Raw genomic sequence first — 26,339 nt, forward strand, 5'->3', positions numbered from 1 at the left:
ACGGCAGTTTTCGGTCACCGTCGGTGGCCAGGATGGATAACATGGCACACAACGCACAAGCACCGATGATTGTAGCGATCGACGTTGGCACCTCGAAAGTGGTGTGTATGGTCGGTCAAGTCAATGTCGCTGAGCAGTCACTGGAGATTATTGGTGTCGGCTCGCGGCCCTCGCGCGGCATGCGCAAAGGCGTGGTGGTCAATATTGACGAGACCATGGGCGCCATCAAAGCGGCAGTCGGTGAAGCCGAACTCATGGCCGATTGCAGTATTCACTCGGCCTATATTGGCATCGCGGGCAGCCATATTGGTGGCCGCAACGCCAGCGCCGTGGTGGCAACGCGCGATGGTGAGGTCTCACAAAATGACATCGAGCGCGTAGTCGATGCCGCAAAATCTGGCTCGAATCCGGTCGATCAACGGATTTTGCATGTCTTGCCGCAGGAGTTTTTGGTCGATAACCAAGGCGACGTACGCAACCCATTAGGCATGGCTGGTGTGCGCCTTGAGGGCCACATTCACATGGTCACCTGTTCGGCAAATGCCGCGCAAAATCTCGAAAAATGCGTGCATGGTTGCGATTTAGACATCGATGATTTGATCCTAGAGCAGCTTGCCTCTAGCTATGCCGTGCTCACCGAGGACGAAAAAGAGCTCGGTGTGTGTTTGATCGATATTGGTGGTGGCACGACCGATATTGCCGTGTTCGTCAACGGCGCCATTCGCCACACCGCCGTGATTCCGATTGCTGGCGATCAAGTCACCAATGACATCGCCATGGCGCTGCGTACACCGACGCCAGCAGCAGACGACATTAAAACGCGCTACGCCTGCGTGGTGCCGCAGCTTGTGGATCCGGAGCAAACCATCAGTGTGCCGGGCATGGGTGATCGCCCGGCACGCACCATGGCGCGTCAGACCTTGGCGGCTGTCGTTGAGCCGCGCTATGAGGAATTGTTTAGCCTCGTGCAAGCCGAGCTAGATCGCAGCGGTTACGCCGATCATTTAGCCGCGGGCGTGGTGATGACCGGCGGTTCCGCGCGTATTGAAGGCTCGGTGCAGCTCGCCGAATCCATCTTCCACTTACCTGTACGTATTGGCATGCCGCAGTCACTGAAGCTCGGCGGCATGGAAGAGTATTTACAAAACCCCATTTACGCCACCGGCATTGGCTTGCTGATGTATGGCAAGCAGCGAGTTTTGGCCAGTGGTGTGACTAAGTCACGCCAACGACCTGCCGCCACACAAGGCTTTGGCGACATGGTGGGTAAGGTCAAAAGTTGGTTTGCAACGAATTTTTAACGCATTCGCTTAGCCCTAGCTAAGCACCCAGTTTGGTCACGGGACGGTGACCTGTGCGGCAGGATGCCCAATCACGTAGTACTTAAAATCGGCGAAAGCCCCTTAGGGGCTGGAGAACATCATGGAAAACGTATTTACCCTAGCAGACAACGGCGGCGAGCTTGGTTCAGCAGTTATTAAAGTCATCGGTATTGGTGGCGGCGGCGGCAATGCCGTTGAGCATATGGTGGCCAACCAAGTGCAAGGTGTGGACTTCATTTGTGCCAACACCGACAAGCAAGCCTTAACGAAAATGACCGCGCGCACCTTGGTGCACATGGGCGATGCTGTCACGCGTGGCCTCGGCGCCGGCGCTAACCCAGAAGTGGGTCGTCAGGCCGCTGTCGAAGACCGCGACCGTATTCGCGAAACGTTGCAAGGCGCCGACATGGTCTTTATTACCGCCGGCATGGGCGGTGGTACTGGCACCGGTGGTGCGCCTGTGGTCGCTGAAGTGGCGCGCGAAATGGGCATCTTGACCGTCGGTGTGGTGACTAAACCATTCCCGTTTGAAGGCAAAAAGCGCATGGACATTGCTAACCAAGGTATTGACTCCTTGGCAAATCATGTCGACTCCTTGATCACCATTCCCAATGGCAAGCTCCTGCAAGTGCTTGGCAAAGTCTCACTGGTGGAGGCATTCCGCGCAGCAAACAACGTGCTACAAGGCGCGGTGCAGGGCATTGCCGACATGATTTTGCATCCCGGCCACATCAACGTCGATTTTGCTGACGTACGCACGGTCATGTCGGAGCAAGGCTTGGCGATGATGGGTTCTGGTTCGGCGAAAGGCGAAGAACGTGCGCGCATTGCCACCGAAATGGCGATTCACAGCCCCTTGCTCGACGACGTGCAGCTGAAAGGCGCGCGCGGCGTGTTGGTGTCCATTGCCGCCAATGAAAGCTTAGGTCTCGATGAGTTCTCTGATGTCGGTGACATTGTTTCCGAGTTTGCCTCGGAAACCGCTACAGTCGTGATCGGCACCATTTTGGATGAAACGCTGGGTGATGAAATTCGTGTGACCGTGGTGGCCACTGGCTTGCCAAAGGCCAGCGCCACCGTTGCCTCGCGCCCCATGGCAGGTAGCAAGTCCGCGGCCATGAGCTTGGTACCATCGGCCCCCGCATCTAATCATGAGGTTGAGAAGCCAGTGGCTGCGGCTGCGCAAGCTGTCAATGCCGTGCCTGCGCCAGCGGAAGATCCCTATGCGCGCTACGATTCGCCTTCATTTGCGCGCAATGAAAAAGTAGTGAATGGTCCGTCGCGTCGGTCGGATTTGAATCTGCTGAACATTCCAGCTTTTTTACGTCGCCAAGCAGATTGAGGCATTTCAGGGGCTCTGCTACTATAAATGCCCCCGAAATATCTTGTAACAATCATGCTCAAGCAACGCACCGTTAAACAAGTCATTCGCGCCAGTGGTGTGGGCTTGCACAGCGGCGAGAAAGTCTATCTCGCCTTGCATCCGGCGCCAGTCGATTCAGGCATTGTGTTTCGCCGCACAGACCTGAACCCGCCGGTGCTTATCCCGGCGCGGGCTGACTTAGTGCGCGAGACCACCATGTCGTCCAACTTGGTGGTCAATGACAACGTCCGCGTTGGTACCGTTGAGCATTTGATGTCGGCTTTGGCCGGCCTCGGTATCGACAATGTCTTGATCGATGTCAGCGCCCCGGAAATTCCCATCATGGATGGCAGCGCTGGGCCCTTTGTGTTTTTGATTCAGGCCGCGGGTATTGCCGAGCAGGAAGCACCAAAACGCTATGCCCGCATCAAACGCCGCGTAGAAGTGCGCGATGGCGATAAGATTGCCGCCTTTGATCCGTATAACGGCTTCAAGGTGTCGTTCACCATCGACTTTGATCATCCCGCCTTTCACGATGAGCATAAATGGGCGAGTGTCGACTTCTCCACCACGGCTTATGTCAATGAAGTCAGTCGCGCGCGCACCTTCGGTTTTCTGCGCGATATTGAATACCTGCACGCCAACAATCTCGCCAAAGGCGGCAGCATGGATAACGCCATTGTGGTCGACGACACCGGCGTGATGAATGAAGACGGTCTGCGCTTTGAAGACGAGTTTGTGCGCCACAAAATGCTCGATGCCATTGGCGACTTGTATTTGTTTGGCGTGAGTATTTTAGGTGCTTATGAAGGCTATAAAGCCGGGCACGCCATGAATAATAAATTGCTTCGCGCCATGGCTGAGCAGCCTGATGCGTGGGAGTTTGTTACCTTCGATGACGAAAGCCTAACCCCCATATCCTATGTGAAGGCCGACGCTGTGCACTGATGGCACTAGTCGGAATGTCTTGCTAAGTGCCTCAATTTCTTGCTAAGTTCCGCATCTGTAACGCCATCTGCCACAGCTTTTAAGTGTTCCGCGCTGTTGCGGCTCAGTTTCAATGGCGCTTGGCGTCTGGTTTTACGCGTATTAAATGCCACAGCCTGACTACTTTGCGGCACCGGTTTGAGTGTCGTTCGTAGGGCGGTAAGGGCGGAAAATGCGTCATGCATTTTCAGTTGTTGAATAAGAATGTGATTTAAGTAGCGCAGCTGGCTTGCTGCGGTGGCATGAAAAACCGCCACCGTGAGTACGCCCTGATGATAAGAATAAAGTCGGCATAAAGACCGAAGGTTTTCATCCAATACACTGCGCCAAATTGATTCATGCGCTGCGCTAATAGCAAAGCGACGTTGCCAGCGGGCAATAGCTGGCTGCTGTAATACGTCACTGAGTGATAGCAATTTGTTGGTGCGCATGATGGCCTCCCGTAGCGTAAGCATGATACGGGCAGTGAACTGAGATAACGAGTATGAACATTATTTTTTTGAGCCGTAAACATGGTCGCCCGCTGACGTTACAGCTTAACTTTCGCTGGTTAGTGTCTGGTGTTGTCGGCTTGGTTTTCTTGTCGGTGAGCTTGGGCGCCACAGGCTATTGGGCTGTCTCCGAATACGTGTTGCCGGAAATGGTGACGCCGCCCATGACCGCTAGTGACAAAGCGCGTCAGCAAGCGTTGCGCGCGATGGTTGATCGCATGGCCGATATCCAAGCGCGCATGATGCGTATCGATGCGCTCGGTGCGCATTTGGCCGAAAGTGCACAGCTTAAAGGCGATGAGTTTGATTTTAGCGCACGGCCACCTATGGGCGGGCCACTAGAAGATAACGACGGCGATATGGACATGGGCCTGATGCCGGATCGCGATACGATTGAGCGCGATATGTCGTCCATGTGGCAGGACATTCAGTCGCGTGAAACGCAGCTCTTAGCGCTTGATCGCATCTTGCAAGAACTGCGTGAGCAAACCGTGAGTCTCGACAATATGCCGATTCACGAGGGCTACATTACCTCGCGCTTTGGTTATCGCCACGACCCATTCACGGGTAAGTCCAAGTTTCATGGCGGCATCGATTTTGCGGGCCGTGAGGGCACCGATATTTATTCGGTTGCCGATGGCGTGGTGGTCTGGGCCGGGCGCATGTCGGGCTATGGCAACCTAGTCGAAGTCGATCACGGTGACGGCATGGTCACGCGCTATGCGCATGCCAAAGCCGTGGTGGTGAAAGTCGGCGATCTCGTCAACAAAGACCAGCTCATTGCTTACATGGGCTCGACTGGCCGCTCTACCGGCACGCACTTGCATTACGAAGTGTTGCGTCATGGCAAGCGCGTCAATCCGGCGAGCTTTATTCGTATTGCCCAGCGCTAGAGCCAGCGCCGGGCTTCTGAAAAAACCAGCTTCGGCTGGTTTTTTTGTCTCTGCTCATCGCGTCAAAACCGGCAACTTTAGCGAAACCCTTTCGTGACGCTATAAAGTCGGTAGAATGACGCGCTGATTTGCACATTCCCTGAGTGGTGACCATGTTTTCACGTCTTGTCCACGGCCTGTTCGGAACCAAAAACGAACGCGAACTTAAACGCATGCGCCAGATCGTTGCGCGCATCAATGCCTTGGAAACCGAAAGCGACGCCCTGAGCGACGCCGAGCTTCAAGCCAAAACTGCCAGTTTCAAACAGCGCTTTGCCCAAGGCGAAACGCTCGATGCGCTGCTGCCCGAAGCCTTCGCGGTGTGCCGAACCGCTGCTCAGCGGGTCTTGGGTATGCGTCATTACGACGTGCAGATGATCGGTGGCATTACGCTGCATGAAGGCCGCATTGCCGAGATGCGCACGGGTGAGGGCAAGACCTTAACCGCGACCTTGCCGGCCTATCTGAATGGCTTGTCGGGTGCCGGCGTGCACGTGGTCACCGTCAACGATTATTTGGCCAGTCGCGACGCCGAATGGAATCGCCCCTTGTTTGAGTTTTTAGGTCTTACGATTGGCGTGGTGCGCTCACAGCAGCCGCCCGATGAAAAGCGTGCCGCGTATGCCGCAGACATTACCTACGGCACTAACAACGAATTCGGCTTTGATTATCTACGCGACAATATGGCGTTTCGTTTGGAGGATCGCTTTCAGCGCGGTCACGCCTACGCCTTGATCGATGAGGTTGATTCGATTTTGATTGATGAGGCGCGCACGCCGCTGATTATTTCAGGTGCTAGCGAAGACTCATCAAAACTCTACACGCAAATTAATACCTTAATTCCCTCGCTAACACGCCAAGCCGAAGAGGCGGTGGCCGACGGGGGGCATTATTGGTTTGATGAAAAGTCGCGCCAGGTTGAGCTCACCGAAGCCGGCCACGAGTTTGTTGAAGACCGCATGGTTGAAATGGGCTTATTGGCTGAGGGCGACAGTCTCTATTCGCCCGCGCATTTGAGCTTATTGCACCACGTGCACGCGGCTCTACGCGGCCATGTCTTGTTTCAACGCGATGTGCATTATTTGGTCAACAACGACGAGGTGGTCATTGTCGACGAGCATACCGGCCGCACCATGCCGGGTCGGCGCTGGTCTGACGGCCTGCACCAAGCCGTTGAAGCGAAAGAAGGCGTCACCATTCAGTCTGAAAATCAGACCATGGCGTCGACGACATTCCAAAACCTATTCCGCCTGTATCGCAAACTCTCGGGCATGACCGGCACCGCTGATACTGAGGCCGCTGAGTTCAAGCAAATTTATGGTTTAGATGTGGTGGTGATTCCCACGCATCGACCCATGGTGCGGCAAGATTTGGAAGACTTGGTGTATTTAAGCCCCGAGGAAAAGTACCAAGCGATCGTCGCCGATATCAAAGCCTATCGTGAGAAAGGTGCACCGATTTTGGTGGGTACAGCGACCATTGAGGCCAGTGAGTTGTTGTCGCATTTGCTCAATAAAGAAAATATTTCGCACCAAGTGCTGAATGCCAAATTCCACGAGCGCGAGGCCGACATTATTGCGCAGGCTGGGCGTTCGGGTACCGTCACCATCGCCACCAATATGGCCGGTCGTGGCACGGATATTTTGCTAGGCGGCAGCTGGAAAGCCGAGGCCGATAAGCTCGGCGAAGATATTACGCCGGCGCAGCGTGAGGCTTTGATTGCAGCATGGGAAGCCGATCACGCGAAAGTGATGGCGGCAGGCGGCCTGCACATTGTTGGCTCTGAGCGCCATGAGTCGCGGCGGATTGATAACCAGCTCCGCGGTCGTGCCGGTCGCCAAGGTGACCCCGGCGTAACGCGTTTTTATCTGTCGCTTGAAGACGACTTAATGCGCATTTTTGCCAGCGATCGCGTGAAGGGCATGATGAAGTCCTTGGGCATGAAGCCCGGCGAGGCGATTGAACATCCGTGGGTATCGAAATCGATTGAGGGCGCGCAACGCAAAGTCGAATCGCGCAACTTCGATATTCGTAAAAACTTGCTGAAATACGATGACGTGGCCAATGAGCAGCGCCAAGCGATTTATCGTCAGCGTGATGACATCCTCAACTCCACTGACATTAGCGAAAACGTCAGCCTGATTTTTAGCGATGTCGTGGCGCAGGTGATTAGCCAGTACATTCCGCCGCAAAGTTTAGATGAGCAATGGGATATTGCCGGTCTTGAGCAAGCACTGCAAGCCGACTTCAATCACGCCATGCCAGTGCAGCAGTGGTTAGATGATGACAACAAGCTCCATGAAGACGGCTTGCGTGAGCGGATCCATACGGAAGTGATGAGCGCCTGGCAGGCCAAGCGCGAGCGCATGGGTGCCACGGTGGCGAGCCAGCTTGAAAAGCAATTGATGCTGCAAGTCATTGACCGGCATTGGAAAGATCATCTCGCGGCGATGGATTATTTGCGTAAAGGCATTCATTTGCGCGGCTACGCCCAACGCAATCCTGAACAAGAGTACAAGCGCGAGGCCTTCGAGCTGTTTGAGCAACTGGTCGATGCGGTGAAGTTGGAGCTGGTGCAAACCTTGTCGCGTTTGCATGTGCCAACCGCAGAGGAGGTGGCGGCCATGGAGGCGCAACGCGCCGCAGAAGCACAGTCCATGGCGATGCAGTATCAGCACGCCGATGCGCGCGCCGATACGCCAGCCGAGCCCGATAATAGCGTCACCCCCGCGCAAGCAGAGCAAGCCATTGCGGGCGCTCAGCAGCCCGCCGCACAGCCATTTGTGCGTGATGGCGGCAAGGTCGGTCGCAACGATCCCTGCCCCTGTGGCTCTGGTCGCAAATACAAGCAGTGTCACGGGCAATTAGCGTAAGCGCGAGGAGTCATCATGGCGGTAGGTGATGTGTCGATGCCGGTCATGCATCCGGTAGCGGGTGTACATATTGGCTTTGCGCAAGCGGGTGTGCGCTACAAAAATCGCCGCGATGTGGTGGTTTTTGAGCTTGCCGAGGGCACACAAGTGGCCGGCGTATTCACCACCAATGCCTTCTGTGCTGCGCCCGTGCATGTGGCCAAGCGTCATCTAGCGGCCATGTCACCGCGCTATCTCGTCATCAATACCGGCAATGCCAATGCCGGTACTGGTGCGCCGGGCATGCAGGCGGCTGAGCTCAGCTGTGAGCATCTGGCCTCGTTGACTGGAGTCTCGCCGCAACAGGTGCTGCCATTTTCGACGGGCGTGATTGGCGAGCTATTACCGGTTGCGCGTGTGCAAGCGGGTATGCCGCAGGCGCTAGCCTCATTGGCAGCAGACCAATGGGCGCAGGCCGCTACCGGCATCATGACCACTGACACGCTGCCAAAAGGCGCTAGCGAGCAATTTTCCGTGGCCGGGGTGACGTATACCGTCACGGGCATCTCGAAAGGCGCGGGCATGATCCGCCCGAATATGGCCACCATGCTGGGGTATGTGGCCACCGATATGGCGATTGCGCCGGCGCTGCTGCAGTCCTTGCTGCGTGAGCTTGCCGACACGTCATTTAATCGAATCACCATCGATGGCGACACCTCCACCAACGACGCGTGCGTGTTGATGGCCACGGGGCAGGCCGGCAATGCCATGCTGACATCGCGTGATGATCCCTTGTTTGCTGCGTTATTGCCGGTGCTGCAGCGCGTGTTTTTGCGCTTGGCACAGCTCATTGTGCGTGATGGCGAGGGCGCGACGAAGTTCATCACGGTACGCGTAGAGGGCGGTGGCAACACCGACGAGTGTTGCGATGTGGCTTATGCCGTGGCGCATTCGCCGCTGATTAAAACCGCGTTTTTCGCCTCCGACCCGAATTGGGGGAGAATTTTGGCGGCTATTGGTCGTGCCGGCGTGCCCGCGTTGGATGTCTCGAAGCTGCGTGTTTGGCTCGATGACGTATTGCTTTGTGAGCACGGTGGCGCCGCGGCGTCGTACACGGAGGCACAAGGTGCGCGCGTGATGGCGCAGCCGGAAATTACCATTCGTATTGACCTCGCGCGTGGCGACTGTGTCGACACGGTGTGGACCTGCGATTTGTCATACGACTACGTGAAAATTAACGCGGATTATCGCTCCTAATGCGGGTGGTGGTGGCGCTGTGCCGCAATGCTCAGGGCGAGTATTTGCTGGCGCAGCGCGCTGCCAATGCGCATCTGGCCGGCACCTGGGAGTTTCCCGGCGGCAAGGTAGAAGTGGGCGAGAGCGATGCCGATGCGCTGGCGCGCGAGCTTGACGAAGAGCTGGGCGTGACCTGTGATCACATGGAAGCGCTATTAACGCGCCATTTCGATTACCCCGATCGTTCGATCACCTTGCAAGCTTATACCGTGTTGCTGTCGCCTGATGCCTGTGCGCGCGTCATCGGTCGTGAAGGCCAAGCGTTGCAGTGGTTGCGCCCTGAGGCGATGGCCAGTCTGGCGACGCCGGCTGCCAATGCGCCATTGATTGCCGCACTCCGATGGCCACCCTGCTGGGCGATCTCGCCTGAGGCTAGTGCAGCAGCCGTGCTGGACTGGGCCGCCACGCGCTGCCAAGCAGCCACTGAGGTGGGCCTAGTGCTGCGATTACCGCGCTGGCCATTGGCTGAATACATCGCGTTGGCGCAATCAGTGGCCGCGCTTTGTCAGCGCGCTGGCGTGCCACTCTTGCTTCATGGCGATGTGCGCGTTTGCGAGCAGGTTGCCGCAGCCGGTTTTCATGCCAGTAGTCAGCAGGCCGCGACATGGCAAGCGCAGGGCCTAAAAAAGCGCGATGTGCTGCCCGCGACATACGCCTTGGCAGTAGCCGCACACAGTGCCGATGAGCTACGCTGCGCCGAGCAGGTCATGGCCGATTGGGCCTGGCTATCGCCGGTGCAAGCAACGCAGTCTCATCCTGAGGCGAATGGCCTGGGCTGGGTGGCGTGGGCGGCGTTAGTGCAGTGTACGTCTTTGCCGGTGTATGGCTTGGGCGGTTTGACGCCAGCCGCCGTGCATCAGGCGCGCGCGCATGGCGGTGTTGGTGTCGCCGGCATTCGCGGGTTTTAAACGCTGCGCTTAGTGGTTTTCGTCGAAGTCATCTGGCGGTGTTTGTGCAGGAATAGCGTAGCGTTCGCTAGCCCATGCGCCCAAGTCGAGCAAGCGGCAGCGCTCACTGCAAAAGGGCCGATGCGTAGCTGCCGGTTCCCAGCGCACCAAGCGTTTGCAGCTTGGGCAGTTCAGCACGGGGATGCCATCGTCATTGGGTAGTTTCGATAAATCAGTCATGGTCGCCACGTCAGGTATTCGGCGTGCAGGGCATCAATTTGCTGGTGTAGCTCGGCTAAGCTGCCTTCGTTAATAATGATGTCATTGGCCTGGTCGTGGCGCTGTTGGCGAGTCCATTGTGCCGCCATAATGGCGCGGATATTCGCCTCGGTAACGCCATCGCGCTGACTTGCACGCTGCAGCTGTGTGGCCTCTGATACATCCACCAATAATGTGCGCTGAGCCAATGCTGCTTGCCCGGACTCCCAAAGCAGTGGTGACGCCAAGATCGCATAGGCGGAGGTCGCCGCCAGACATTGCGCTTGTAAGCGCTGGCGAATGGCCGGGTGCGTAATGGCCTCTAGCGCTTGGCGTTGGGCGGTATCGGCAAAGACAATGTCGCGTAAGGCGGCGCGATGAAGCGTGCCATCGGGGTTAATGACGTGGCTGCCAAAGTGCGCAGCAATCTCGTCTAAGGCCGGCTCACCCACGGCTACGACTTCGCGCGCGACAATATCGGCATCAACAACGGTAATGCCCAGTGTTTGAAAATAGTCGGTGGCGGCGGTTTTTCCCGAGCCGATACCGCCACTGACGCCTAAAATCCAAGCGGCCATAGTGTCTGCATGTGTATTGAAGGGTCGCCAAGGGTAGCGACTAGGGGCTGCCAAAACAACAAGCCACCGGCAATCGCTAATGCTGGGCCGAAGGCAAAGGCCTCATGCGCCCCGCGCCGCCAGCGCGACCACAGCGCAAACCCCAGACCCACTAATGAGGCAATTAATAACAGGTTTGGCAGTACCCATGGGCCAAGCCAGGCACCGAGTGCGGCCAGTAGCTTGGTGTCGCCACCGCCGAGGCCATCGCGGCCGGTGACGTATTTAAAGCCTGCCGCTAGCGCCCAAAACAGGCTGAAGCCAAGCGCACTGGCGAGCACCGATTGCGTCAAGGAAATCATGAGCGGGTTGATGCCCAACGCCGTGGCGAGCAGACCTAGCCAGAGCAGCAATAACGTGAGGCGATCCGGCAGCCATTGGCTATTGAAGTCGATGACAGCAGCAACCAGCAGGACGGTACTAAAGCAGGCGGCTGCCAAGGCGCTGAGTTGCCACCCTGAGCTCAACACTGAGATGAGTGCGATACCGGCGACAGCGAGCTCGATGAGCGGATAGCGCACACTGATGGCGGTATGGCATTGGTGACAGCGGCCTTTTAAGAATAACCAACTCAACACGGGCCACAGGTCACGCCAGCGCAATGGCGTATGGCAATGAGGGCATTGTGAGCGCGGATGGCTTAGGTCATAGCGCGCGTGTTCTGCGTCATCGTTGAATGGATTGGCCATGTCATGCGCTGCCAAATACGCGAGCACATCGGCACGATATTCGGCGTCCATTTGCTTCGGCGTGCGATGAATCACGACATTGCAAAAGCTGCCAATAATGAGCCCCAACATGACCACCAACAAAAGCATTAAATCACCTGACCCAATTGAAATAACGGTAAGTACAGCGACAGCACTAACGTGCCAACAATGACACCCAAGAATGCCATCAGCAACGGCTCGACAAGCTTGACAGACTGCTCGCAGCGGCGCGCGAGTTCGGCCTCAAACTGTTCGGCTAATGTCTCTAGCATGGTGGCGAGCATACCTGATTCCTCTCCAATGGCGATCATTTGCCAACTCAGCGCCGGGTAGTGAGGCTGCTGCTTCAGTGCCTCCGATAACCGTTGGCCGTGGCATACAGCATCGCGCAGTGGCGCTTGTGCGCGCGCCAACGGAGACTGGCCAATTAAGCTGGCGGTACAGTCGAGCGCGGCCACAAATGACAGCCCCGCAGCCAACGTTTCGCATAGACCACGATGCCATTGACCGAGTGCCTGTGCGCGGGCGAGCGGTCCGGCCAATGGCAGGTGCCACAGCACACTCGCGAGCGCAGTACGCACGCCAGCGCAGTGCCGCCATAGCCAAATAACACTCACGCTAGCGATGCCTATGGCAGCAAACAAGAAGAGGCCGTATTGCCCAACCCAGTCGCTTAGCGCCATCACGCGTTGGGTTAGCCAAGGCAGTTGCGCATCGAAGCTGGCGTAGAGCTCAGCAAAGCTTGGAACAACTTGTGTGAGTAAATAAGCACTGACCAACAAAGCCCCAGATAAGACAACTAAGGGGTAACGAATCGCGCGTTGCACCTGCTGATATAGCTGCTGACGTCGGGCTTGCGCGGTGACTAGTCGACTGAGTTGCTCATTGAGGCGGCCGGTTTGCTCTGCCATGCCTAGGAGTGCGGTATCGGACGCATTAAAGACCTGCTGCTGCGCGAGGCTATGCGACAAGCTTTGACCGTGCTCAATGCCATCGAGTACGGGCTGCCACCAGCGTTGTTGGGCGCTAGGCTGCTGAAACTGCAAGAGCCCGAGTGCGGGATGAAGAGCAATACCGGAGCGCAGCAGGATGGCTAATTGCGCCAACCATTGTCGGCGTAATACCGCACTTGGCGCTTGTGCTCGCCGGTGTTGGTACGCCAGCCAATGCCAACAGGCGCGTAGACCTAGCATGACGCTATGGCGCGTGCGGGCTCCGCGCCCAATACGCGCTCCACTTCCGCAGCTTCGGTGAGACCCGCTGCAACGCGCGCGTCGGCATGTTCTCGTAATGAGCGCCAGTGTTGCGCCGCGAGAAACTGAGCGAGCGCTGCGGCATCAGCACCTTGGCTCCACACCTGTAGCAGTGCTGGTGTCATGGTGAGTGCTTCGTAGAGCCCCAAGCGGCCTTGGTAGCCATCAATGCATTGACTGCAGCCCATGCGTTGATGGACGGCGCAGTCACGACAGCGCTGACGTAGTAGCCGCTGCGAAATAACCAGTCGCAAGCTGCTACTAATTAAATACTCCGGCACACCCAAGTGCCGTAAGCGAATCAGGCTCTCTAAAGCGCTACCCGTATGCAATGTAGACAGCACTAAATGCCCAGTTTCAGCTGCTTGTATTGCCATATCGGCGGTCGCTTTATCGCGTATTTCACCAATCATAATGACGTCGGGATCATGTCGTAATAGGGCGCGTAAAACCTCCGCAAACCCCAGGCCAATACGCGGCGTAATAGCGGTCTGATTAATGCCGTCGACAATATGCTCAATAGGATCTTCGACGGTGGCTATATGCCGATCGCGTGAGTTCAGCGCTTGCAGGCAGGCATAGAGCGTGGTGGTTTTACCTGAGCCAGTAGGGCCGGTGATCAAAATCAAGCCATCAGGGCATTGCAGTGCATGGTTTAGCGGGGCGGCAATATCAGCGGGCAGCTGCAGCTCATCTAGGCGGCGCAGTGCACCTGCTTCCGCCAAACGTAAACAGAGTTTCTCGCCATGCAATGTGGGTAGGCTCGCAACCCGCAAACTCCCGACCTCGGGCAGGCTCATGCGGCCATCTTGCGGCAAGCGTCGCTCGGCAAGATCGAGATTGGCCAAGACCTTGATGCGTGACACCAAGCGACCTTGCCATTGCGCCGGTATATGTTGCCAATCGTGCAGTAGGCCATGAATGCGCAAACGTAATTGCGCACCATCGGCCAGCGCATCGATATGAAAATCTGAGGCGCCGAGGCTAACCGCTTGGCGTAGCAACGTACTCAGCCACGGCACGATGTCGTCATCTTGGCGAGGTAGTGCAATGGCGGGACGCTGATTCATGAGCTATTACACGCCCGTGCGCTGGCGGGTGCAGGCTGGATCAACGCCGTTATCGGTATTGGCAAGCCCCCACGTCAGCACATCATCGGTGAGAGTGCCGGTCAGCGTCACCACACAATCGCCGGCTTTGGCGTTGCCGGTCATGGTGGCAATTATCGTGTCATCGCCGCTGCTAGCCAGGGTCAGCTCACCTGTGCTGTGTTGCGGCGACGGCAGCGCGGTTAGGCCAATTTTCTCGGCGCTATCGCAGGCGCCAGCCAATCCGCCTTCAAGCTGCAAGCACTCAGCTACCGCGAGTTTAAAAGGCTCAATTTGCGTGAGGTTTACCGACCAACGTGCGCGCGTTAAATAGTCCTGATATTGCGGCACGGCCACAGCTGACAACACAGCGACAATGGCGACCACAATCATCAACTCGATCAAGCTAAAACCACGTGCGAAATGACGCATAAGGGAGGCCTCCTTGCCATGCGCCCGGGATGGGCGTGTCCTGTGCTAAAAAGCGTAGGCACGGCAAAGGCTATGCGCTAGGGCGCGCATGAAAAAAATTCGCTGGTCTTATGTGGCGCACCGGATTAGCTTGAGTGAGACGCGCTTGTCAGCCAGCAATGGCCTCGCTAGAATCGCACTCCCCCATGCCGGTGTAGCTCAGTTGGTAGAGCAGCGCATTCGTAATGCGAAGGTCGTAGGTTCGACTCCTATCTCCGGCACCAGAAGTTCAAAAGCCTGCTTGAAGCAGGCTTTTTTTTCGTCTTTAGAAATGTCACAGAGCTTGAGCGCAGCGCAACTGTGCAGTATTGACGGCGGTGTGGCGGGGCAAGGTAGGACTGCGCTACGGCGTTCGCCTATTCGCGCCGGCCTACCTTGCCCCGCCGCACCGCCTAGCGGTTATGCTAGCGAAGCAATCCTTTCCCGCTGGCCTTTTACCGCCGCTTGCGCTCGCAGGCTATCGGCAATTTTCTCGCGCTCTTTCGCCACCACGTCAGCGGGCGCGCGGGCAATAAATGACTCATTCGATAGCTTGCCTTCCACTCGCGCCACCTCTTGGCTGAGACGGGCGATTTCTTTATCTAGGCGAGCCAACTCAGCGCCAACATCGATCAAACCTGCCAATGGCACGCCTAATGTCATTGCTCCCACTAGGGCGGTGGACACAGGTGGCATGTCGGCCTCAGCAGCGACAGGCGTGATGCTTTCCAAGCGGCCTATAAAACGCAGCAGCGCCTCTTGGCGTTGCAAGCGCGCGAGGTCGCTGGCACTGGCGTTGGCGACCAGCAGCGGCAATGGTTTGCCCGGCGATATACCGAGTTCGCCGCGAATATTGCGCAGGCCCGCCACCAGTTGTTGCACCCAGGCGATCTCGGCCACGGCCTCTGCATCGATGCGCAATAAATCCGGCTCGGGGTAGCGCGCCAACATCAAAAATTCGCCTTCAACATTGGCGAGCGGCTTCACGCGCTGCCATATTTCTTCAGTGATAAACGGCATGAGCGGGTGGGTGATGCGCAAGATGGCCTCGAGCACACGCACCAAGGTGCGGCGTGTGGCGCGTTGGGCCTCCGGGCTCGATGTGGTGTCGGCCATCAAGACCGGCTTGGTGAGTTCCAAATACCAGTCGCAGTATTCATTCCAGACAAAGTCATAAATAGTTTGCGCCACGTGGTCGAAGCGGTAGTCGGCCATCGAGGCAATGACCGCAGCTTCGGTTTCTTGCAAGCGCGAGATGATCCAACGGTCGGCCAACGAGTAGCTCAATGGCAATGATTCATCTTGGCCGGCATCTTGGCCTTCGGTGTGCGAGAGCACGTAGCGCGAGGCATTCCAGAGCTTATTGCAGAAATTGCGATAGCCCTCAACGCGGTTCATGTCGAATTTGATGTCGCGGCCGGTCGAGGCCAGCGCGCAGTTGGTGAAGCGCAGCGCGTCGGTACCGAAGGCACGAATGCCCTCGGGGAACTCTTTGCGCGTGGCCTTTTCGATTTTCTCGGCCATTTTCGGTTGCATCAGGCCGGTGGTGCGTTTCTCCACTAGCTCATCGAGCGTGATGCCGTCGATGATGTCGAGCGGGTCGAGCACATTGCCTTTCGACTTCGACATTTTTTGGCCGTCGCCATCGCGCACTAAGCCGTGCACATAGACCGTTTTAAACGGCACTTGCGGCGTGCCATCGTCATTTTTCATAAAATGCATGGTCATCATGATCATGCGCGCGACCCAGAAAAAGATGATGTCGAAGCCGGTGACCAAGGTATTGGTCGGATGAAACGTGCTCAGATCAGGCGTTTTGTCGGGCCAACCCAGCGTAGAGAATGTCCACAACGCCGAGCTAAACCAGGTGTCGAGCACGTCGTCATCTTGGCGCAGCGACATATCGGCAGCGAGGCTGTGCTTGGCGCGCACTTCGGCCTCGTCGCGACCCACATAGACACGGCCGTTGGCGTCATACCACGCCGGAATGCGGTGACCCCACCAGAGTTGTCGCGAAATACACCAGTCTTGGATGTCGCGCATCCACGCGTAATACATGTTTTGGTATTGCTCGGGCACGAATTTGATGCGGCCGTCTTCAACCGCTTGCAAGGCGGGTTTGGCGAGCACAGCGGCCTTCACATACCACTGATCGGTGAGCCACGGCTCAACCACCACGTTTGAGCGGTCGCCGGTGGGGACTTTCAAATCGTGTGGCTTGATCTCGCCTAGCCAGCCTTCGGCTTCAGCTTGCGCGACCACGGCTTTGCGCGCGGCAAAGCGGTCAAGGCCGGCATAGGCAGCAGGGCAGATCTCAGGCTCGAGCGCAGCAAAGGTGCCATTGGCCATGATCTCAAAATTAGCCAAGATCGCCGCATCGCGGTTGAGCACATTGATCAACGGCAGGTCGTGGCGTTTGCCAACTTCGTAGTCGTTGAAGTCGTGTGCCGGCGTGATTTTCACGCAACCGGTGCCGAAGTCTTTATCGACATAGGTATCGGCCACGATGGGAATTAAGCGGCCGGTGATGGGCAGGCGCACCTGCGCACCTACTAAGTGCGTATAGCGCGCGTCATCCGGGTGCACAGCTACGGCGGAGTCGCCGAGCATGGTTTCCGGGCGCGTGGTAGCGACCACCAAAAAGTCGCTGCCTTCCACGCCGTGCACGCCAGTTGCTGAGCCGGCCAGCGGATAGCGAAAGTGCCACATCGAGCCCTTTTTCTCTTCCGACAACACTTCCAGGTCGGAGATAGCCGTGTGCAGCTTCGGATCCCAGTTCACCAGGCGTTTGCCACGATAAATCAAGCCGTCTTCGTGCAGGCGCACAAAGGCCTCTTGCACGGCTTTCGACAGGCCGGCATCCATGGTGAAGCGCTCGCGTGACCAGTCCACCGATGAACCGAGGCGGCGAATTTGGCGGGTAATGGTGCCGCCCGATTGCTCTTTCCATTGCCAGACTTTCTCGAGGAATTTCTCGCGGCCTAATTCATGACGATTAATGCCCTGCGCGGCGAGCTGACGCTCGACCACCATTTGCGTGGCGATACCGGCGTGATCGGTGCCCGGCTGCCATAGCGTGTTGTGACCGCGCATGCGATGAAAACGCACGAGCGCATCCATGATGGCGTTGTTAAATCCGTGGCCCATGTGTAGCGAGCCGGTGACATTCGGCGGCGGAATCATGATGCTGTAGGGCGTGCCCGTGCCCGATGGTTTATAGCAACCCGCGGCCTCCCAGCGGTCGCTCCAAGTGGCTTCGATGTCGGCAGGGTTAAACGTGGGTTCCATAAGTTTCTCGCAACGGCAAAACGGATGGCCAGCAGGTGGCCGAATGGGAGTGATTATAGCGGCAGTCGTGAGCGCTGGCTGCTATTACGCCGGCAATTCATGGGCATCGACGCCATAGCCTTGGCGCTTATAGGCTTTCCAATGCTCGCGAGCCTGTTCGCGCTCGCTGTTGGTGCCAGCGACTATCTCAATGACGCGATTAAAGCGCTCAAAGCCTTGCGCTAAGTCTGCACCAAGGTTGACCAAAATATCGCGACACTCAGCTGGCGGCGCTTGCCAAGTTACCCGCACCGGTGGAGGCGGTGTTGGACCATCACCGACTAAATGGTGCGGAATAAATGACTCGGCTTTGAATGTCCACAAGGCCTCATCAAGCGCTTCCGCCTCAGCCTTCGAGTCAGCAACAATCAGCACTTGGCGCTTTTGCTTTAAGGCTTTTTCTGCCAAGCGACAGACAGTGGTCGCCCGAGCACTCAAGGGTGCATCGGGCGGTAGCACATAGAAGGTGATTTCCACCGATTAGCCTGCAGCTCGTGCGCGTAAAAACTCGAGCAGTAGCGGCACGGGACGGCCAGTCGAGCCTTTCGCGGCACCACTGAGCCATGCGGTGCCTGCGATGTCTAAGTGCGCCCAGTCATAGGCCTTGGTGAAGCGCGCCAAATAGCAGGCGGCAGTAATCGAGCCAGCAGTAGGGCCACCAATATTTGCGATGTCGGCAAATGGCGAGTCGAGCAATTCTTGGTAGTCATCCCAGACCGGCATGCGCCACGCGCGGTCATCCACGCGTTGGCCAGCAGCGAGCAGCTCATCGGCGAGTTCATCTTTGGGTGAGAACAAGCCGGTGGCGACTTTGCCTAAGGCCACCACGCAAGCGCCGGTAAGTGTGGCGATGTCGACGACGGCGGCAGGCTTGAAGCGTTCGACATAGGTCAGCGCATCGCAGAGCACCAAGCGGCCTTCGGCGTCGGTGTTGAGAATTTCCACGGTCTGGCCCGAGAGTGTGGTGACAATATCGCCGGGGCGCGTGGCGCTGCCGGAGGGCATATTCTCCGCACAAGCTATCACGCCGATGACATTGAGCTTGAGCTTGGCGAGCTTGATTGCGGCCATCACGCCCAAGACCGAGGCGGCGCCGCACATATCGTATTTCATCTCATCCATGCCGCCACCGGGTTTCAGGCTGATGCCGCCGGTGTCGAAGGTGATGCCTTTGCCGACCAGTACCACCGGTGCGTCTTTGGCTTTGCCGCCAGAGTAGGTCATGGTTACCAGTTGCGCTTCGTGCACCGAGCCTTCGGAGACCGACAATAAGCAGTGCATGCCCATCTCGCGCAGCTCGGCATCGCCTTTTACGTCCACACTCATGACACCGTCTTCGGCCAACGCCATGCCCATTTCGGCCAAATAGCCGGGGTAGGCGATGTTTGGCGGCTGGTTGCCCAAGTCGCGAGCAAAGTTTTGTCCGGTGCCAATGCATTGACCCCACACCAGCGCGTCTTTGGCGGCTTTGAGCTCGGCTTTATCGGCAATGGCGAGCGTCAGTTTCAGCGCCGAGGCTGGCGCTTTTTTCGACTTATAGGCATCGAATCGATAACTCGCCGCCAACGCAAAGCGCGCTTGATCGCTGATGCGCTCGGCCGCATCGCGGCCTGTCACCGGCAATTCGCCTAAATAGGAGAGGGCTTTTGCGGTCTTGCTCGGCAGCGCTTTCACGGCGGCAATGACCAGTTTCTGCCAAGCCTGAAGTGATACCGATTCGCCCGCGCCGACCACCAAAACCAGACCAGCTTTAATGCCGCTGAGGCCATAGAGCGCTTGGGTTTGCCCGAGTTTGCCTTCAAAGCCGCTGACATCGAGTGCGGCTTGCAAGGCGCCATGGCTGGCGTCATTGAGCGCGCTGGCGGCCGGACTGAGTTGTGCGCCTTGGGCGGCTACAATCAGCGCGCCGTGGGCGCTGGTGGCGAGGCTCTCATGAGCAATAACGGCAACGGCGAAATCCATAAAAACCTCATCTGTAATAAAAAGTGGGCCGATGGATGCCCTGTGGAAGTTGCACAGAGGGCAGACACAGCCGAGTAGATGTCTGATAATCTGCGGCTAGTTTACTGGTCAGCCGACCTTTTGCCAGTGCCATCTCATGCACGGGCCGTCGCCGACCCTCATTATTTAAAGGATGCAGCTGTGATCATCCGGCGATACCTCAATTCGCAAGTGCTCGGTACCACGGTGGCGGTGGCAGGTCTGCTCACGGTGATCTTGATGAGCGGGCGCATCATTCAGTTTTTTGAACGCGCTGCCTCGGGCCGTATTTCGGTGGATTTGCTGGCGGCAGCGGTGTGGTATCGCATGCCCAGCTTTCTGGAGCTGATCTTGCCATTGGGCCTGTTTATGGGGCTGTTGTTGGCGTTAGGCCGCATGTATCTCGACAATGAAATGTCGGTGTTGGCCGCTTCCGGCGTTGGCCAGCGGCGCGTGCTGCGCTGGTTGTCGCCGTCGGTATTGTTGATCACGGTCGCCACCGCCATCATGTCATTGTGGCTGACCGCCATGGGCTATGCCGCCTCAGCGCAGCTCTATGCCGAGCAGGCGCAGCGCAGTACGTTCGACCTCATTCAGCCCGGACGCTTCCAGCAAGTCGGTGGGCGCATGCTCTACGCCGATATCAGCAATGATCGCGCGCAGCTGCAAGATGTCATCATGCTCGAATCAAAAAAAGATGCGCAGGGCGTGGAGCGGCAAATCATCATTCAGGCCGAGGCTGGCCAGCGCGTATACGACACCACGCTGCAAGGTCAGGCCATTGAGCTCAGTAATGGCTCGCGCTGGGATGTTCGGCCCGGCGATGGCGCCTATCAGCGCATGGATTTTCAGCGCTACCGCCTGCGCTACCGGCAGGCCGATGTCTCTGGCGAAAAAGTCGATAGCCCGCGCGCTACCGCCACGCTTTCCTTGTGGCCGCAACGTCACAATAACCCGATTGCTGCCGCTGAAATTGGCTGGCGCTGGTCGCTGGTGGTGCTTGTGCCCATCGTGTCATTGCTGGCATTGCCGTTGGCCAAGGTGAATCCGCGCCAAGGCCGTTATTTGAAGCTATTGCCGGCGGTGGTGCTGTATTTGAGCTATGTGGTGTTGTTGATCGCCACGCGCAATGCCGTTGAGAAGGGCCATGTTGGCAGTGCGGTCTACGCGGTGGTGCATGGGCTGTATTTGATGCTGGCGCTGCTGCTGTTTCGCATCGGCCGACCTCGCCGCGTGCCGCACCAGGCATTGGGCACATGAAGCGTTTAGCGCGCCACGTGAGTCTCACGGTACTACTCGCCATGCTCATGGTTCAGGTCATGCTTTTAGGGCTAGACCTGGTGTTCTCATTTATTGGTGAGCTCGATAACGTGCGTGGCGGTTACGGCGCCTGGCAAGCATTCCAGTACACGCTCTATGTGCTACCCAGCCACAGCTACGAAATTTTGCCGATGTCAGCGCTGATTGGTGCGCTGGTGGGCTTGGGCACACTGGCATCGAATTCTGAGCTGACTATTATGCGCGCCGCCGGTGTTAGCTTGGCGCGTATTGTGTGGTGGGTGGTGCGCGGCGCCTTGCTAGTGATCGCGCTGGGCATGGCCTTGGGCGAATACGTGGTGCCGATTACCGAGCAACGTGGCGATGCGCTGAAAGCGCGGGCCTTGGGTCAGGATTATCAGCCTGGGCGCATCACCGGGTATTGGCAGCGCGAGGGCGATGAGCTGATTAATATTCGCGTGGTCACGCCAGAGGGCGAGCTGCTGGGCGTGAGCCGCTACGGCTACAATGAGGCGGGCCGGCTAACACAGGCGGTGTTTGCCGCGCGCGGCGACTATGATGGCAAGGCGTGGCAGCTTCACGATGTGCGCGCCACCACGTATTTGCCCGATGCCAGTGCTGAGGTGAAAAGTCTCGAGCGCATGAACTGGTCAATTAATCTAACCCCTGAGTTTTTACGCGTGGCCGCGGCGCCACCGGAGCAATTAGGCTTGCTCGATCTGCATGCCTTTGCGCAGTACTTGAAGCGTCAAACGCTCGATGCCGGCAGCTACGACCTGCAATTTTGGAAGAAGTTACTGAGCCCGCTGGCGGTGTTATCGATGATGCTGGTGGCCTGTTCATTTATTTTTGGGCCATTGCGCTCGGTGACCTTGGGCTTTCGCATCATTACCGGTGTTTTGGTGGGCTTGGGCTTTCGCTATGTGCAAGAGGCCGCCGGTTTTGCCAGCCTGATTTACCATTCGCCGCCGTTAGTGGCGGTGATCATTCCCATTGTACTGACCATGGCATTAGGCAGTTTCGCCTTGTATCGAGCGCGCTAATGGCATTGCGTTGGCAACAATGGGCGGTGAGCGATATTGGCAGCCGCCGTGCTCAAAACGAAGATGCACTGGTGTTGCGCGATGACGCACAGCTGTGGGCGGTGATTGACGGCTTGGGCGGTCAAGTTGCCGGCACGGTGGCCAGTGCGGCATTGGCGCATGCCCTGGTGAATTTGCAACTTGCCAGCGGATTGTCCGATGCCTGCGATCAACTCGACGATGTCTTGCTCGCCGTACACGAGCAAATTCAGGGGTTTGCTCAAGCACAGCAGCCCGCGCGCTTGGTCGGTGCCACGCTCGGCGTATTGCGCGCCACGCCGGCTTGGTCGCTGTTTGTTTGGGTTGGCGATGTGCGCTTGTACCGTCTGCGCGCGGGTGAGTTGACGCAGCTCAGCACCGATCATCTTGATGATCAGGGCGATTTAACGCGGCTGCTGGGCAGCGCAGAATTATTGCCCGATGTCTTAGTGTTGCGCGCGCGCGCCGGCGATCGTTATTTGCTCTGCAGCGATGGCTTGCACGCACAGGTCGGCGATCAGCGTTTGCGCCATTGGTTAGGCCGTGAGCCGAATGTGGCCTTGCGCGAGCTGGTGGCTGAGGCGCTGGTCGCCGGTGGCCGCGATAACGCCAGTCTTGTGTTGCTGGAGGTTAGCGATGGCCGCGATTGATTTAGATGCCATTAATTTTGCTTTACGCGAATTGGTGCGCTTGCAACTGGCCGGTGAGCTCAGCGCTCAAGATGCGTGGCGCGAACGCCAGCAACTGCTCGATGCCGTGGAGGCGAATTGGCATGATGTGCCCGAGCAGCTTGGCGATGACTCCACCGCTATCGATGCGCCAGCCGATGCGCCATTGGCGGATACGTCAAGCGCGCGCTCGGTGTTCAGCCAAGTGGCAGCGTATCTGCACCAACAGCTGTGGCCGCGGCTGCGTGAGCGCGGCATGGTATGGGCGCTGCTGGGCCTGACCGTGGCGACGTGTGTGTATGTGGCGTCGCTGTAGCGCTAGCGCGACTTTTTGGCGGGTAGACGCAGCACTTCGGTATCACTCATCACATCGTGTAGGCAGCGGCCGTGGCTTAAGCCGGTCAATGGCAGCCAGCCCCAAATATAATTCACGGCAAAACCAAGCAGCACGCTAAAGCCGAAGGCTTTGCTGTTGGCGTCTTGCAGCACCCACGCCAACATGCCGCAGAGCGCGGGCAGTAGGCAGGCGGCAAGGAAACGTTTGAGCGCATCGGACCAACGCGGACGATGGCCATCGCGGCGAGTCAGTTCGAGGCGCCAGGTTTGCATGCCCAAGGTTTGCCCGCTGCGGGTCCAGCAGTAGCCATAAAAGCCGAAGGTAATGAGCACGCTGGCGGGAAATTGCAGGCCGTAGCGAATATCGGCTGAGAGCAGTTCGACTTCCTGCGCAGTGGCGGCGCTGCCGCTGGTGAATAGGGCAATTAAGATGACATTGAGCACGGCGAGCAGCGCGATCACCAGCAGGCCATCGTAGATCAGGCACATCAAGCGCACGCTAATGCCGGCGCGTGGAAATTCGCTTGAATTACTAGCCACTGGGGTGGGCGATTTTTTTTGGCGCTGTTTGCTTTGAAAGGTCGAGGACTTACGGCTCATGAATGATCCTGTCGTGGGCACTTAAGGGCTTAAACAGACAAGAATCTAAGCATCGCGGAGCAAGGTCAAGTGGTGCCGAGGAAGGGAATCGAACCCTTACGATGTCTCCACCGGCGGATTTTGAGTCCGCTGCGTCTACCAGTTCCGCCACCTCGGCTTGAACTTGCTGCGTTGCGAGGCGCGATTATAGCGATGCATCACGCAGCGTCAAGCCAAGACTGCTATACTGCGCCACCTTTTTTACGACGCTTTCCGCATGCAACGCCGCGATTTTCATTTTGACCTGCCCGACGCGCTCATTGCCCGCTATCCCTTGCCCGAGCGCAGTGCCTCGCGGCTGCTGTGCTTAAACAGCCGCGATGGCCGCGTCACGCATCGCCAATTCCGCGAACTGCCCGGTCTGATTGCGCCCGGTGATTTGTTGGTGTTTAACCAGTCGCGGGTCATGCCGGCGCGTTTGTTTGCGCAAAAAGCCAGCGGCGGTCAGGTCGAGATACTCATTGAGCGCCTGCCCACAGCGACTACGGCGCTGACGCATGTGCGCGCTAGCAAGTCGCCGAAGCCGGGCAGCACGTTAGTGTTGAGTGATGGCACGGTGGTGCGCATGGCGGCGCGTGCCGAGGCCTTGTTTGTGCTGGAGGCCGATGAGCCGTGGGCGGGCATCATGGCGCGTATCGGCGAGATGCCTCTGCCGCCGTACTTTCAGCGCGAGGCCGAGGCCAGCGATGACGAGCGTTATCAGACCGTTTACGCCCGTGACGAGGGCTCGGTGGCGGCGCCCACGGCAGGTTTGCATTTCGATGCTGGTGTGATGGCGGCTCTAGACGCGCGCGGCATTGAGACGGCGTTTGTCACGCTGCATGTTGGCGCCGGCACGTTTCAGCCGGTGCGCGCCGATGCGCTCGAAGATCACATCATGCACGCCGAATGGCTGACCGTGAGCGCCGAGGTGGTGGCTGCTGTGCAGGCCACGCGAGCGCGCGGTGGTCGCGTCATTGCGGTTGGTACGACTAGCGTGCGGGCTTTGGAGTCGATGGCGTGGGCTAGTCGTGGTATTGATCCAGAGCAATGGCGAGTCGGGCAGAGCCAGCAAAGCGACAATCAGCCACAGCCGGCAAGCGTGCACCCCGCGACTGACAAAGCCGCGGTGGCTGCGCAGCTGCACGAGTTTGCTGGCGACACGCGGCTATTCATCACGCCCGGCTACGCGTGGCAAATCGTCGATGCCATGGTCACCAACTTTCATCTACCCGAATCCACCTTGCTCATGCTGGTCTCCGCCATGGCCGGCCGCGAGGCGGTGCTGGCGGCTTACGCTGAGGCCATCGCGCAACACTACCGCTTTTTCAGCTACGGCGATGCCATGTGGGTCACTGGCCCCGATTGGCAAGCCGAGCCATCCGCTACGTCCTCAGCGCCGCACGCCGCGGCGATACATCGAGACTCGCTATGAAATTCACGCTACACGCCACCGATGGCAAAGCTCGTCGCGGCACGCTCACATTCGACCGCGGCACGGTGGAGACGCCGGCGTTTATGCCAGTCGGCACCTATGGCACGGTCAAAGGCATGCTGCCGCGCGACATCCATGCCATTGGCGCCGAGATCATCCTCGGCAATACCTTTCACCTGTGGCTGCGCCCCGGCACCGAGATCATTAAAGCTCACGGTGATTTGCACGATTTCACGCAATGGCAAGGTCCCATCCTCACCGATTCGGGCGGCTTCCAAGTGTTTAGCTTGGGCAAACTCCGAAAAATCACCGAGGAGGGCGTACGCTTTCAGTCGCCGGTCGATGGCAGCAAAGTCTTTTTAAGCCCCGAAGAAAGCATGCGCATTCAGCGTGATCTTGGCTCCGACGTGGTGATGATCTTCGATGAGTGCACGCCGTATCCGGCCACGCATATAGAGGCCGATAAGTCACTTGAGCTGTCGCTGCGCTGGGCCAAACGCTCGAAAGATGCCCACGGCGACAACCCCAATGCGTTGTTTGGCATTGTCCAAGGCGGCATGTATGAAGACTTGCGCCTGAAGTCGCTGGCCGGTCTTGAGCAGATCGATTTCGATGGCTATGCCATTGGTGGCTTGTCGGTGGGCGAGCCAAAAGAAGACATGATTCGCATCCTCGACTTTTTGCCAGAGCATCTGCCTGCGCACAAGCCACGCTACGTGATGGGCGTTGGCAAGCCCGAAGATCTGGTCGAGGGCGTGCGCCGCGGCATCGACATGTTTGACTGCGTGATGCCCACGCGTAACGCCCGCAATGGCCATTATTTTGTTAGCAATGGCATCGTGCGTATTCGCAATAGTCAGTACAAAACCGACACCGGCCCGCTCGATGCCGAGTGCGATTGCCAAGCCTGTACCGGCTTTTCGCGTGCCTATTTGCATCACCTCGACAAGTGCGGCGAGATGCTCGGCGCACAACTCGGTACCATTCATAATTTGCGCTATTACCAACGCCTCATGGCGGGTTTGCGTGAGGCCATTGAACAAGGTAGATTGCAGGCCTTCGTCGATGACTTCTACGCCCGTCGTGACCTACCAACACCCCCGCTAACTGTGGATATTTCGGAGTAATAT

General features: G+C 57.8%; 24 protein-coding genes and 2 tRNA genes. 14 read left to right on the forward strand and 12 right to left on the reverse strand.

Annotation, left to right across the window (positions count from 1 at the left end):
* Positions 1 to 41: 41 nt before the first annotated feature.
* The 3 genes from ftsA (at position 42) to lpxC (ending at position 3,633) form a co-directional block, all read left to right on the forward strand.
* Positions 42 to 1,301 carry a cell division protein FtsA gene (ftsA, locus tag DFR26_RS04645; protein ID WP_116207807.1) on the forward strand — a complete coding sequence of 420 codons (1,260 nt, stop codon included), beginning with the start codon at positions 42 to 44 and terminating at the stop codon, positions 1,299 to 1,301.
* Between the two features lie 121 nt (positions 1,302 to 1,422).
* Entirely contained in the window at positions 1,423 to 2,664 is a 1,242-nt protein-coding gene (ftsZ, locus tag DFR26_RS04650) for a cell division protein FtsZ (RefSeq protein ID WP_116207808.1), read from the forward strand.
* Positions 2,665 to 2,718: 54 nt separating this feature from the next.
* Positions 2,719 to 3,633: a UDP-3-O-acyl-N-acetylglucosamine deacetylase gene (gene lpxC / locus DFR26_RS04655; RefSeq protein ID WP_116207809.1), complete on the forward strand. Its 915-nt coding sequence runs from the start codon at positions 2,719 to 2,721 to the stop codon at positions 3,631 to 3,633.
* Positions 3,634 to 3,638: 5 nt separating this feature from the next.
* Here lpxC and DFR26_RS04660 read toward each other — a convergent pair whose 3' ends face one another.
* The gene (locus DFR26_RS04660; protein ID WP_181898986.1) at positions 3,639 to 4,103 is read right to left on the reverse strand and encodes a DciA family protein; all 465 of its coding nucleotides are present in this window, start codon (positions 4,101 to 4,103) and stop codon (positions 3,639 to 3,641) included.
* 53 nt (positions 4,104 to 4,156) lie between these two features.
* Between DFR26_RS04660 and DFR26_RS04665 the strand changes: the two genes are divergently transcribed.
* The 4 genes from DFR26_RS04665 (at position 4,157) to DFR26_RS04680 (ending at position 10,151) form a co-directional block, all read left to right on the forward strand.
* Entirely contained in the window at positions 4,157 to 5,056 is a 900-nt protein-coding gene (locus tag DFR26_RS04665) for a M23 family metallopeptidase (RefSeq protein WP_116207811.1), read from the forward strand.
* 152 nt (positions 5,057 to 5,208) lie between these two features.
* On the forward strand, positions 5,209 to 7,968 hold the full coding sequence (gene secA / locus DFR26_RS04670; RefSeq protein WP_116207812.1) for a preprotein translocase subunit SecA: 2,760 nt from the start codon (positions 5,209 to 5,211) through the stop codon (positions 7,966 to 7,968).
* A 15-nt stretch (positions 7,969 to 7,983) separates the two neighbouring features.
* Positions 7,984 to 9,204 (forward strand): bifunctional glutamate N-acetyltransferase/amino-acid acetyltransferase ArgJ, encoded by a 1,221-nt coding sequence (gene argJ / locus DFR26_RS04675; protein WP_116207813.1) that lies wholly within the window; start codon positions 7,984 to 7,986, stop codon positions 9,202 to 9,204.
* Positions 9,204 to 10,151 carry a Nudix family hydrolase gene (locus DFR26_RS04680; protein WP_116207814.1) on the forward strand — a complete coding sequence of 316 codons (948 nt, stop codon included), beginning with the start codon at positions 9,204 to 9,206 and terminating at the stop codon, positions 10,149 to 10,151. Before argJ ends, DFR26_RS04680 begins: the two co-directional genes overlap by 1 nt.
* Positions 10,152 to 10,160: 9 nt before the next feature.
* Here the strand turns inward: DFR26_RS04680 and DFR26_RS04685 are convergent, their stop codons facing one another.
* The 6 genes from DFR26_RS04685 to DFR26_RS04710 are packed head-to-tail and all read right to left on the reverse strand — an operon-like array spanning position 10,161 to position 14,488.
* Positions 10,161 to 10,370: a DNA gyrase inhibitor YacG gene (locus tag DFR26_RS04685; protein ID WP_116207815.1), complete on the reverse strand. Its 210-nt coding sequence runs from the start codon at positions 10,368 to 10,370 to the stop codon at positions 10,161 to 10,163.
* The gene (gene coaE / locus DFR26_RS04690; protein ID WP_116207816.1) at positions 10,367 to 10,966 is read right to left on the reverse strand and encodes a dephospho-CoA kinase; all 600 of its coding nucleotides are present in this window, start codon (positions 10,964 to 10,966) and stop codon (positions 10,367 to 10,369) included. The genes DFR26_RS04685 and coaE overlap by 4 nt, the downstream gene beginning before the upstream one ends.
* Positions 10,948 to 11,823, reverse strand: coding sequence for a prepilin peptidase (locus DFR26_RS04695; RefSeq protein WP_116207817.1), 876 nt, complete (start codon positions 11,821 to 11,823; stop codon positions 10,948 to 10,950). Before DFR26_RS04695 ends, coaE begins: the two co-directional genes overlap by 19 nt.
* Positions 11,823 to 12,908 carry a type II secretion system F family protein gene (locus tag DFR26_RS04700; RefSeq protein WP_116207818.1) on the reverse strand — a complete coding sequence of 362 codons (1,086 nt, stop codon included), beginning with the start codon at positions 12,906 to 12,908 and terminating at the stop codon, positions 11,823 to 11,825. Before DFR26_RS04700 ends, DFR26_RS04695 begins: the two co-directional genes overlap by 1 nt.
* Positions 12,902 to 14,038 (reverse strand): GspE/PulE family protein, encoded by a 1,137-nt coding sequence (locus DFR26_RS04705; RefSeq protein ID WP_116207819.1) that lies wholly within the window; start codon positions 14,036 to 14,038, stop codon positions 12,902 to 12,904. The genes DFR26_RS04700 and DFR26_RS04705 overlap by 7 nt, the downstream gene beginning before the upstream one ends.
* A gap of 6 nt (positions 14,039 to 14,044) precedes the next feature.
* The gene (locus DFR26_RS04710; protein WP_116207820.1) at positions 14,045 to 14,488 is read right to left on the reverse strand and encodes a pilin; all 444 of its coding nucleotides are present in this window, start codon (positions 14,486 to 14,488) and stop codon (positions 14,045 to 14,047) included.
* 187 nt (positions 14,489 to 14,675) lie between these two features.
* Here DFR26_RS04710 and DFR26_RS04715 point away from each other — a divergent pair.
* Positions 14,676 to 14,751 (forward strand) — tRNA-Thr (locus DFR26_RS04715).
* A 175-nt stretch (positions 14,752 to 14,926) separates the two neighbouring features.
* On the opposite strand, the gene DFR26_RS04720 is transcribed toward DFR26_RS04715, so the two are convergent.
* The 3 genes from DFR26_RS04720 to DFR26_RS04730 form a co-directional block, all read right to left on the reverse strand.
* Entirely contained in the window at positions 14,927 to 17,794 is a 2,868-nt protein-coding gene (locus DFR26_RS04720) for a valine--tRNA ligase (RefSeq protein WP_116207821.1), read from the reverse strand.
* A gap of 84 nt (positions 17,795 to 17,878) precedes the next feature.
* A complete protein-coding gene (locus DFR26_RS04725; protein WP_116207822.1) occupies positions 17,879 to 18,310 on the reverse strand; it encodes a DNA polymerase III subunit chi in 432 nt (143 codons plus the stop codon).
* A gap of 3 nt (positions 18,311 to 18,313) precedes the next feature.
* Complete coding sequence (locus DFR26_RS04730; RefSeq protein WP_116207823.1) at positions 18,314 to 19,795, reverse strand: leucyl aminopeptidase; 1,482 nt, start codon at positions 19,793 to 19,795, stop codon at positions 18,314 to 18,316.
* Between the two features lie 180 nt (positions 19,796 to 19,975).
* On the opposite strand from DFR26_RS04730, the gene lptF reads away from it, so the two are divergent.
* The 4 genes from lptF to DFR26_RS04750 are packed head-to-tail and all read left to right on the forward strand — an operon-like array spanning position 19,976 to position 23,136.
* On the forward strand, positions 19,976 to 21,073 hold the full coding sequence (lptF, locus tag DFR26_RS04735) for an LPS export ABC transporter permease LptF (protein ID WP_181898987.1): 1,098 nt from the start codon (positions 19,976 to 19,978) through the stop codon (positions 21,071 to 21,073).
* Complete coding sequence (gene lptG / locus DFR26_RS04740) at positions 21,070 to 22,134, forward strand: LPS export ABC transporter permease LptG (RefSeq protein WP_116207825.1); 1,065 nt, start codon at positions 21,070 to 21,072, stop codon at positions 22,132 to 22,134. Before lptF ends, lptG begins: the two co-directional genes overlap by 4 nt.
* Positions 22,134 to 22,802, forward strand: a complete 669-nt coding sequence (locus tag DFR26_RS04745) for a PP2C family protein-serine/threonine phosphatase (RefSeq protein ID WP_116207826.1) — start codon at positions 22,134 to 22,136, stop codon at positions 22,800 to 22,802. Before lptG ends, DFR26_RS04745 begins: the two co-directional genes overlap by 1 nt.
* Positions 22,789 to 23,136 (forward strand): hypothetical protein, encoded by a 348-nt coding sequence (locus tag DFR26_RS04750; protein ID WP_116207827.1) that lies wholly within the window; start codon positions 22,789 to 22,791, stop codon positions 23,134 to 23,136. The genes DFR26_RS04745 and DFR26_RS04750 overlap by 14 nt, the downstream gene beginning before the upstream one ends.
* 2 nt (positions 23,137 to 23,138) lie before the next feature.
* Here the strand turns inward: DFR26_RS04750 and DFR26_RS04755 are convergent, their stop codons facing one another.
* Positions 23,139 to 23,756 carry an RDD family protein gene (locus DFR26_RS04755; protein WP_116207828.1) on the reverse strand — a complete coding sequence of 206 codons (618 nt, stop codon included), beginning with the start codon at positions 23,754 to 23,756 and terminating at the stop codon, positions 23,139 to 23,141.
* 70 nt (positions 23,757 to 23,826) lie between these two features.
* A tRNA-Leu gene (locus tag DFR26_RS04760) sits at positions 23,827 to 23,913 on the reverse strand.
* A 99-nt stretch (positions 23,914 to 24,012) separates the two neighbouring features.
* On the opposite strand from DFR26_RS04760, the gene queA reads away from it, so the two are divergent.
* A complete protein-coding gene (gene queA, locus DFR26_RS04765; protein WP_116207829.1) occupies positions 24,013 to 25,209 on the forward strand; it encodes a tRNA preQ1(34) S-adenosylmethionine ribosyltransferase-isomerase QueA in 1,197 nt (398 codons plus the stop codon).
* Positions 25,206 to 26,336, forward strand: a complete 1,131-nt coding sequence (gene tgt, locus DFR26_RS04770) for a tRNA guanosine(34) transglycosylase Tgt (RefSeq protein ID WP_116207830.1) — start codon at positions 25,206 to 25,208, stop codon at positions 26,334 to 26,336. The genes queA and tgt overlap by 4 nt, the downstream gene beginning before the upstream one ends.
* Positions 26,337 to 26,339: the final 3 nt, after the last annotated feature.

It is taken from the genome of Paraperlucidibaca baekdonensis, from assembly GCF_003387535.1.
GTDB lineage: Bacteria > Pseudomonadota > Gammaproteobacteria > Pseudomonadales > Moraxellaceae > Perlucidibaca > Perlucidibaca baekdonensis.

Bases quoted from the DNA above. Each gene is read 5' to 3' on its own strand.
- secA (WP_116207812.1), top strand. From the start codon at position 5,209: ATGTTTTCACGTCTTGTCCACGGCCTGTTCGGAACCAAAAACGAACGC.
- DFR26_RS04665 (WP_116207811.1), top strand. From the start codon at position 4,157: ATGAACATTATTTTTTTGAGCCGTAAACATGGTCGCCCGCTGACGTTA.
- DFR26_RS04660 (WP_181898986.1), bottom strand. From the start codon at position 4,103: ATGCGCACCAACAAATTGCTATCACTCAGTGACGTATTACAGCAGCCA.
- DFR26_RS04745 (WP_116207826.1), top strand. From the start codon at position 22,134: ATGGCATTGCGTTGGCAACAATGGGCGGTGAGCGATATTGGCAGCCGC.
- DFR26_RS04685 (WP_116207815.1), bottom strand. From the start codon at position 10,370: ATGACTGATTTATCGAAACTACCCAATGACGATGGCATCCCCGTGCTG.
- coaE (WP_116207816.1), bottom strand. From the start codon at position 10,966: ATGGCCGCTTGGATTTTAGGCGTCAGTGGCGGTATCGGCTCGGGAAAA.
- argJ (WP_116207813.1), top strand. From the start codon at position 7,984: ATGGCGGTAGGTGATGTGTCGATGCCGGTCATGCATCCGGTAGCGGGT.
- ftsA (WP_116207807.1), top strand. From the start codon at position 42: ATGGCACACAACGCACAAGCACCGATGATTGTAGCGATCGACGTTGGC.
- DFR26_RS04695 (WP_116207817.1), bottom strand. From the start codon at position 11,823: ATGCTTTTGTTGGTGGTCATGTTGGGGCTCATTATTGGCAGCTTTTGC.
- DFR26_RS04730 (WP_116207823.1), bottom strand. From the start codon at position 19,795: ATGGATTTCGCCGTTGCCGTTATTGCTCATGAGAGCCTCGCCACCAGC.
- DFR26_RS04750 (WP_116207827.1), top strand. From the start codon at position 22,789: ATGGCCGCGATTGATTTAGATGCCATTAATTTTGCTTTACGCGAATTG.
- lptG (WP_116207825.1), top strand. From the start codon at position 21,070: ATGAAGCGTTTAGCGCGCCACGTGAGTCTCACGGTACTACTCGCCATG.
- queA (WP_116207829.1), top strand. From the start codon at position 24,013: ATGCAACGCCGCGATTTTCATTTTGACCTGCCCGACGCGCTCATTGCC.
- DFR26_RS04710 (WP_116207820.1), bottom strand. From the start codon at position 14,488: ATGCGTCATTTCGCACGTGGTTTTAGCTTGATCGAGTTGATGATTGTG.
- DFR26_RS04755 (WP_116207828.1), bottom strand. From the start codon at position 23,756: ATGAGCCGTAAGTCCTCGACCTTTCAAAGCAAACAGCGCCAAAAAAAA.
- DFR26_RS04705 (WP_116207819.1), bottom strand. From the start codon at position 14,038: ATGAATCAGCGTCCCGCCATTGCACTACCTCGCCAAGATGACGACATC.
- ftsZ (WP_116207808.1), top strand. From the start codon at position 1,423: ATGGAAAACGTATTTACCCTAGCAGACAACGGCGGCGAGCTTGGTTCA.
- tgt (WP_116207830.1), top strand. From the start codon at position 25,206: ATGAAATTCACGCTACACGCCACCGATGGCAAAGCTCGTCGCGGCACG.
- DFR26_RS04680 (WP_116207814.1), top strand. From the start codon at position 9,204: ATGCGGGTGGTGGTGGCGCTGTGCCGCAATGCTCAGGGCGAGTATTTG.
- lpxC (WP_116207809.1), top strand. From the start codon at position 2,719: ATGCTCAAGCAACGCACCGTTAAACAAGTCATTCGCGCCAGTGGTGTG.
- DFR26_RS04720 (WP_116207821.1), bottom strand. From the start codon at position 17,794: ATGGAACCCACGTTTAACCCTGCCGACATCGAAGCCACTTGGAGCGAC.
- DFR26_RS04700 (WP_116207818.1), bottom strand. From the start codon at position 12,908: ATGCTAGGTCTACGCGCCTGTTGGCATTGGCTGGCGTACCAACACCGG.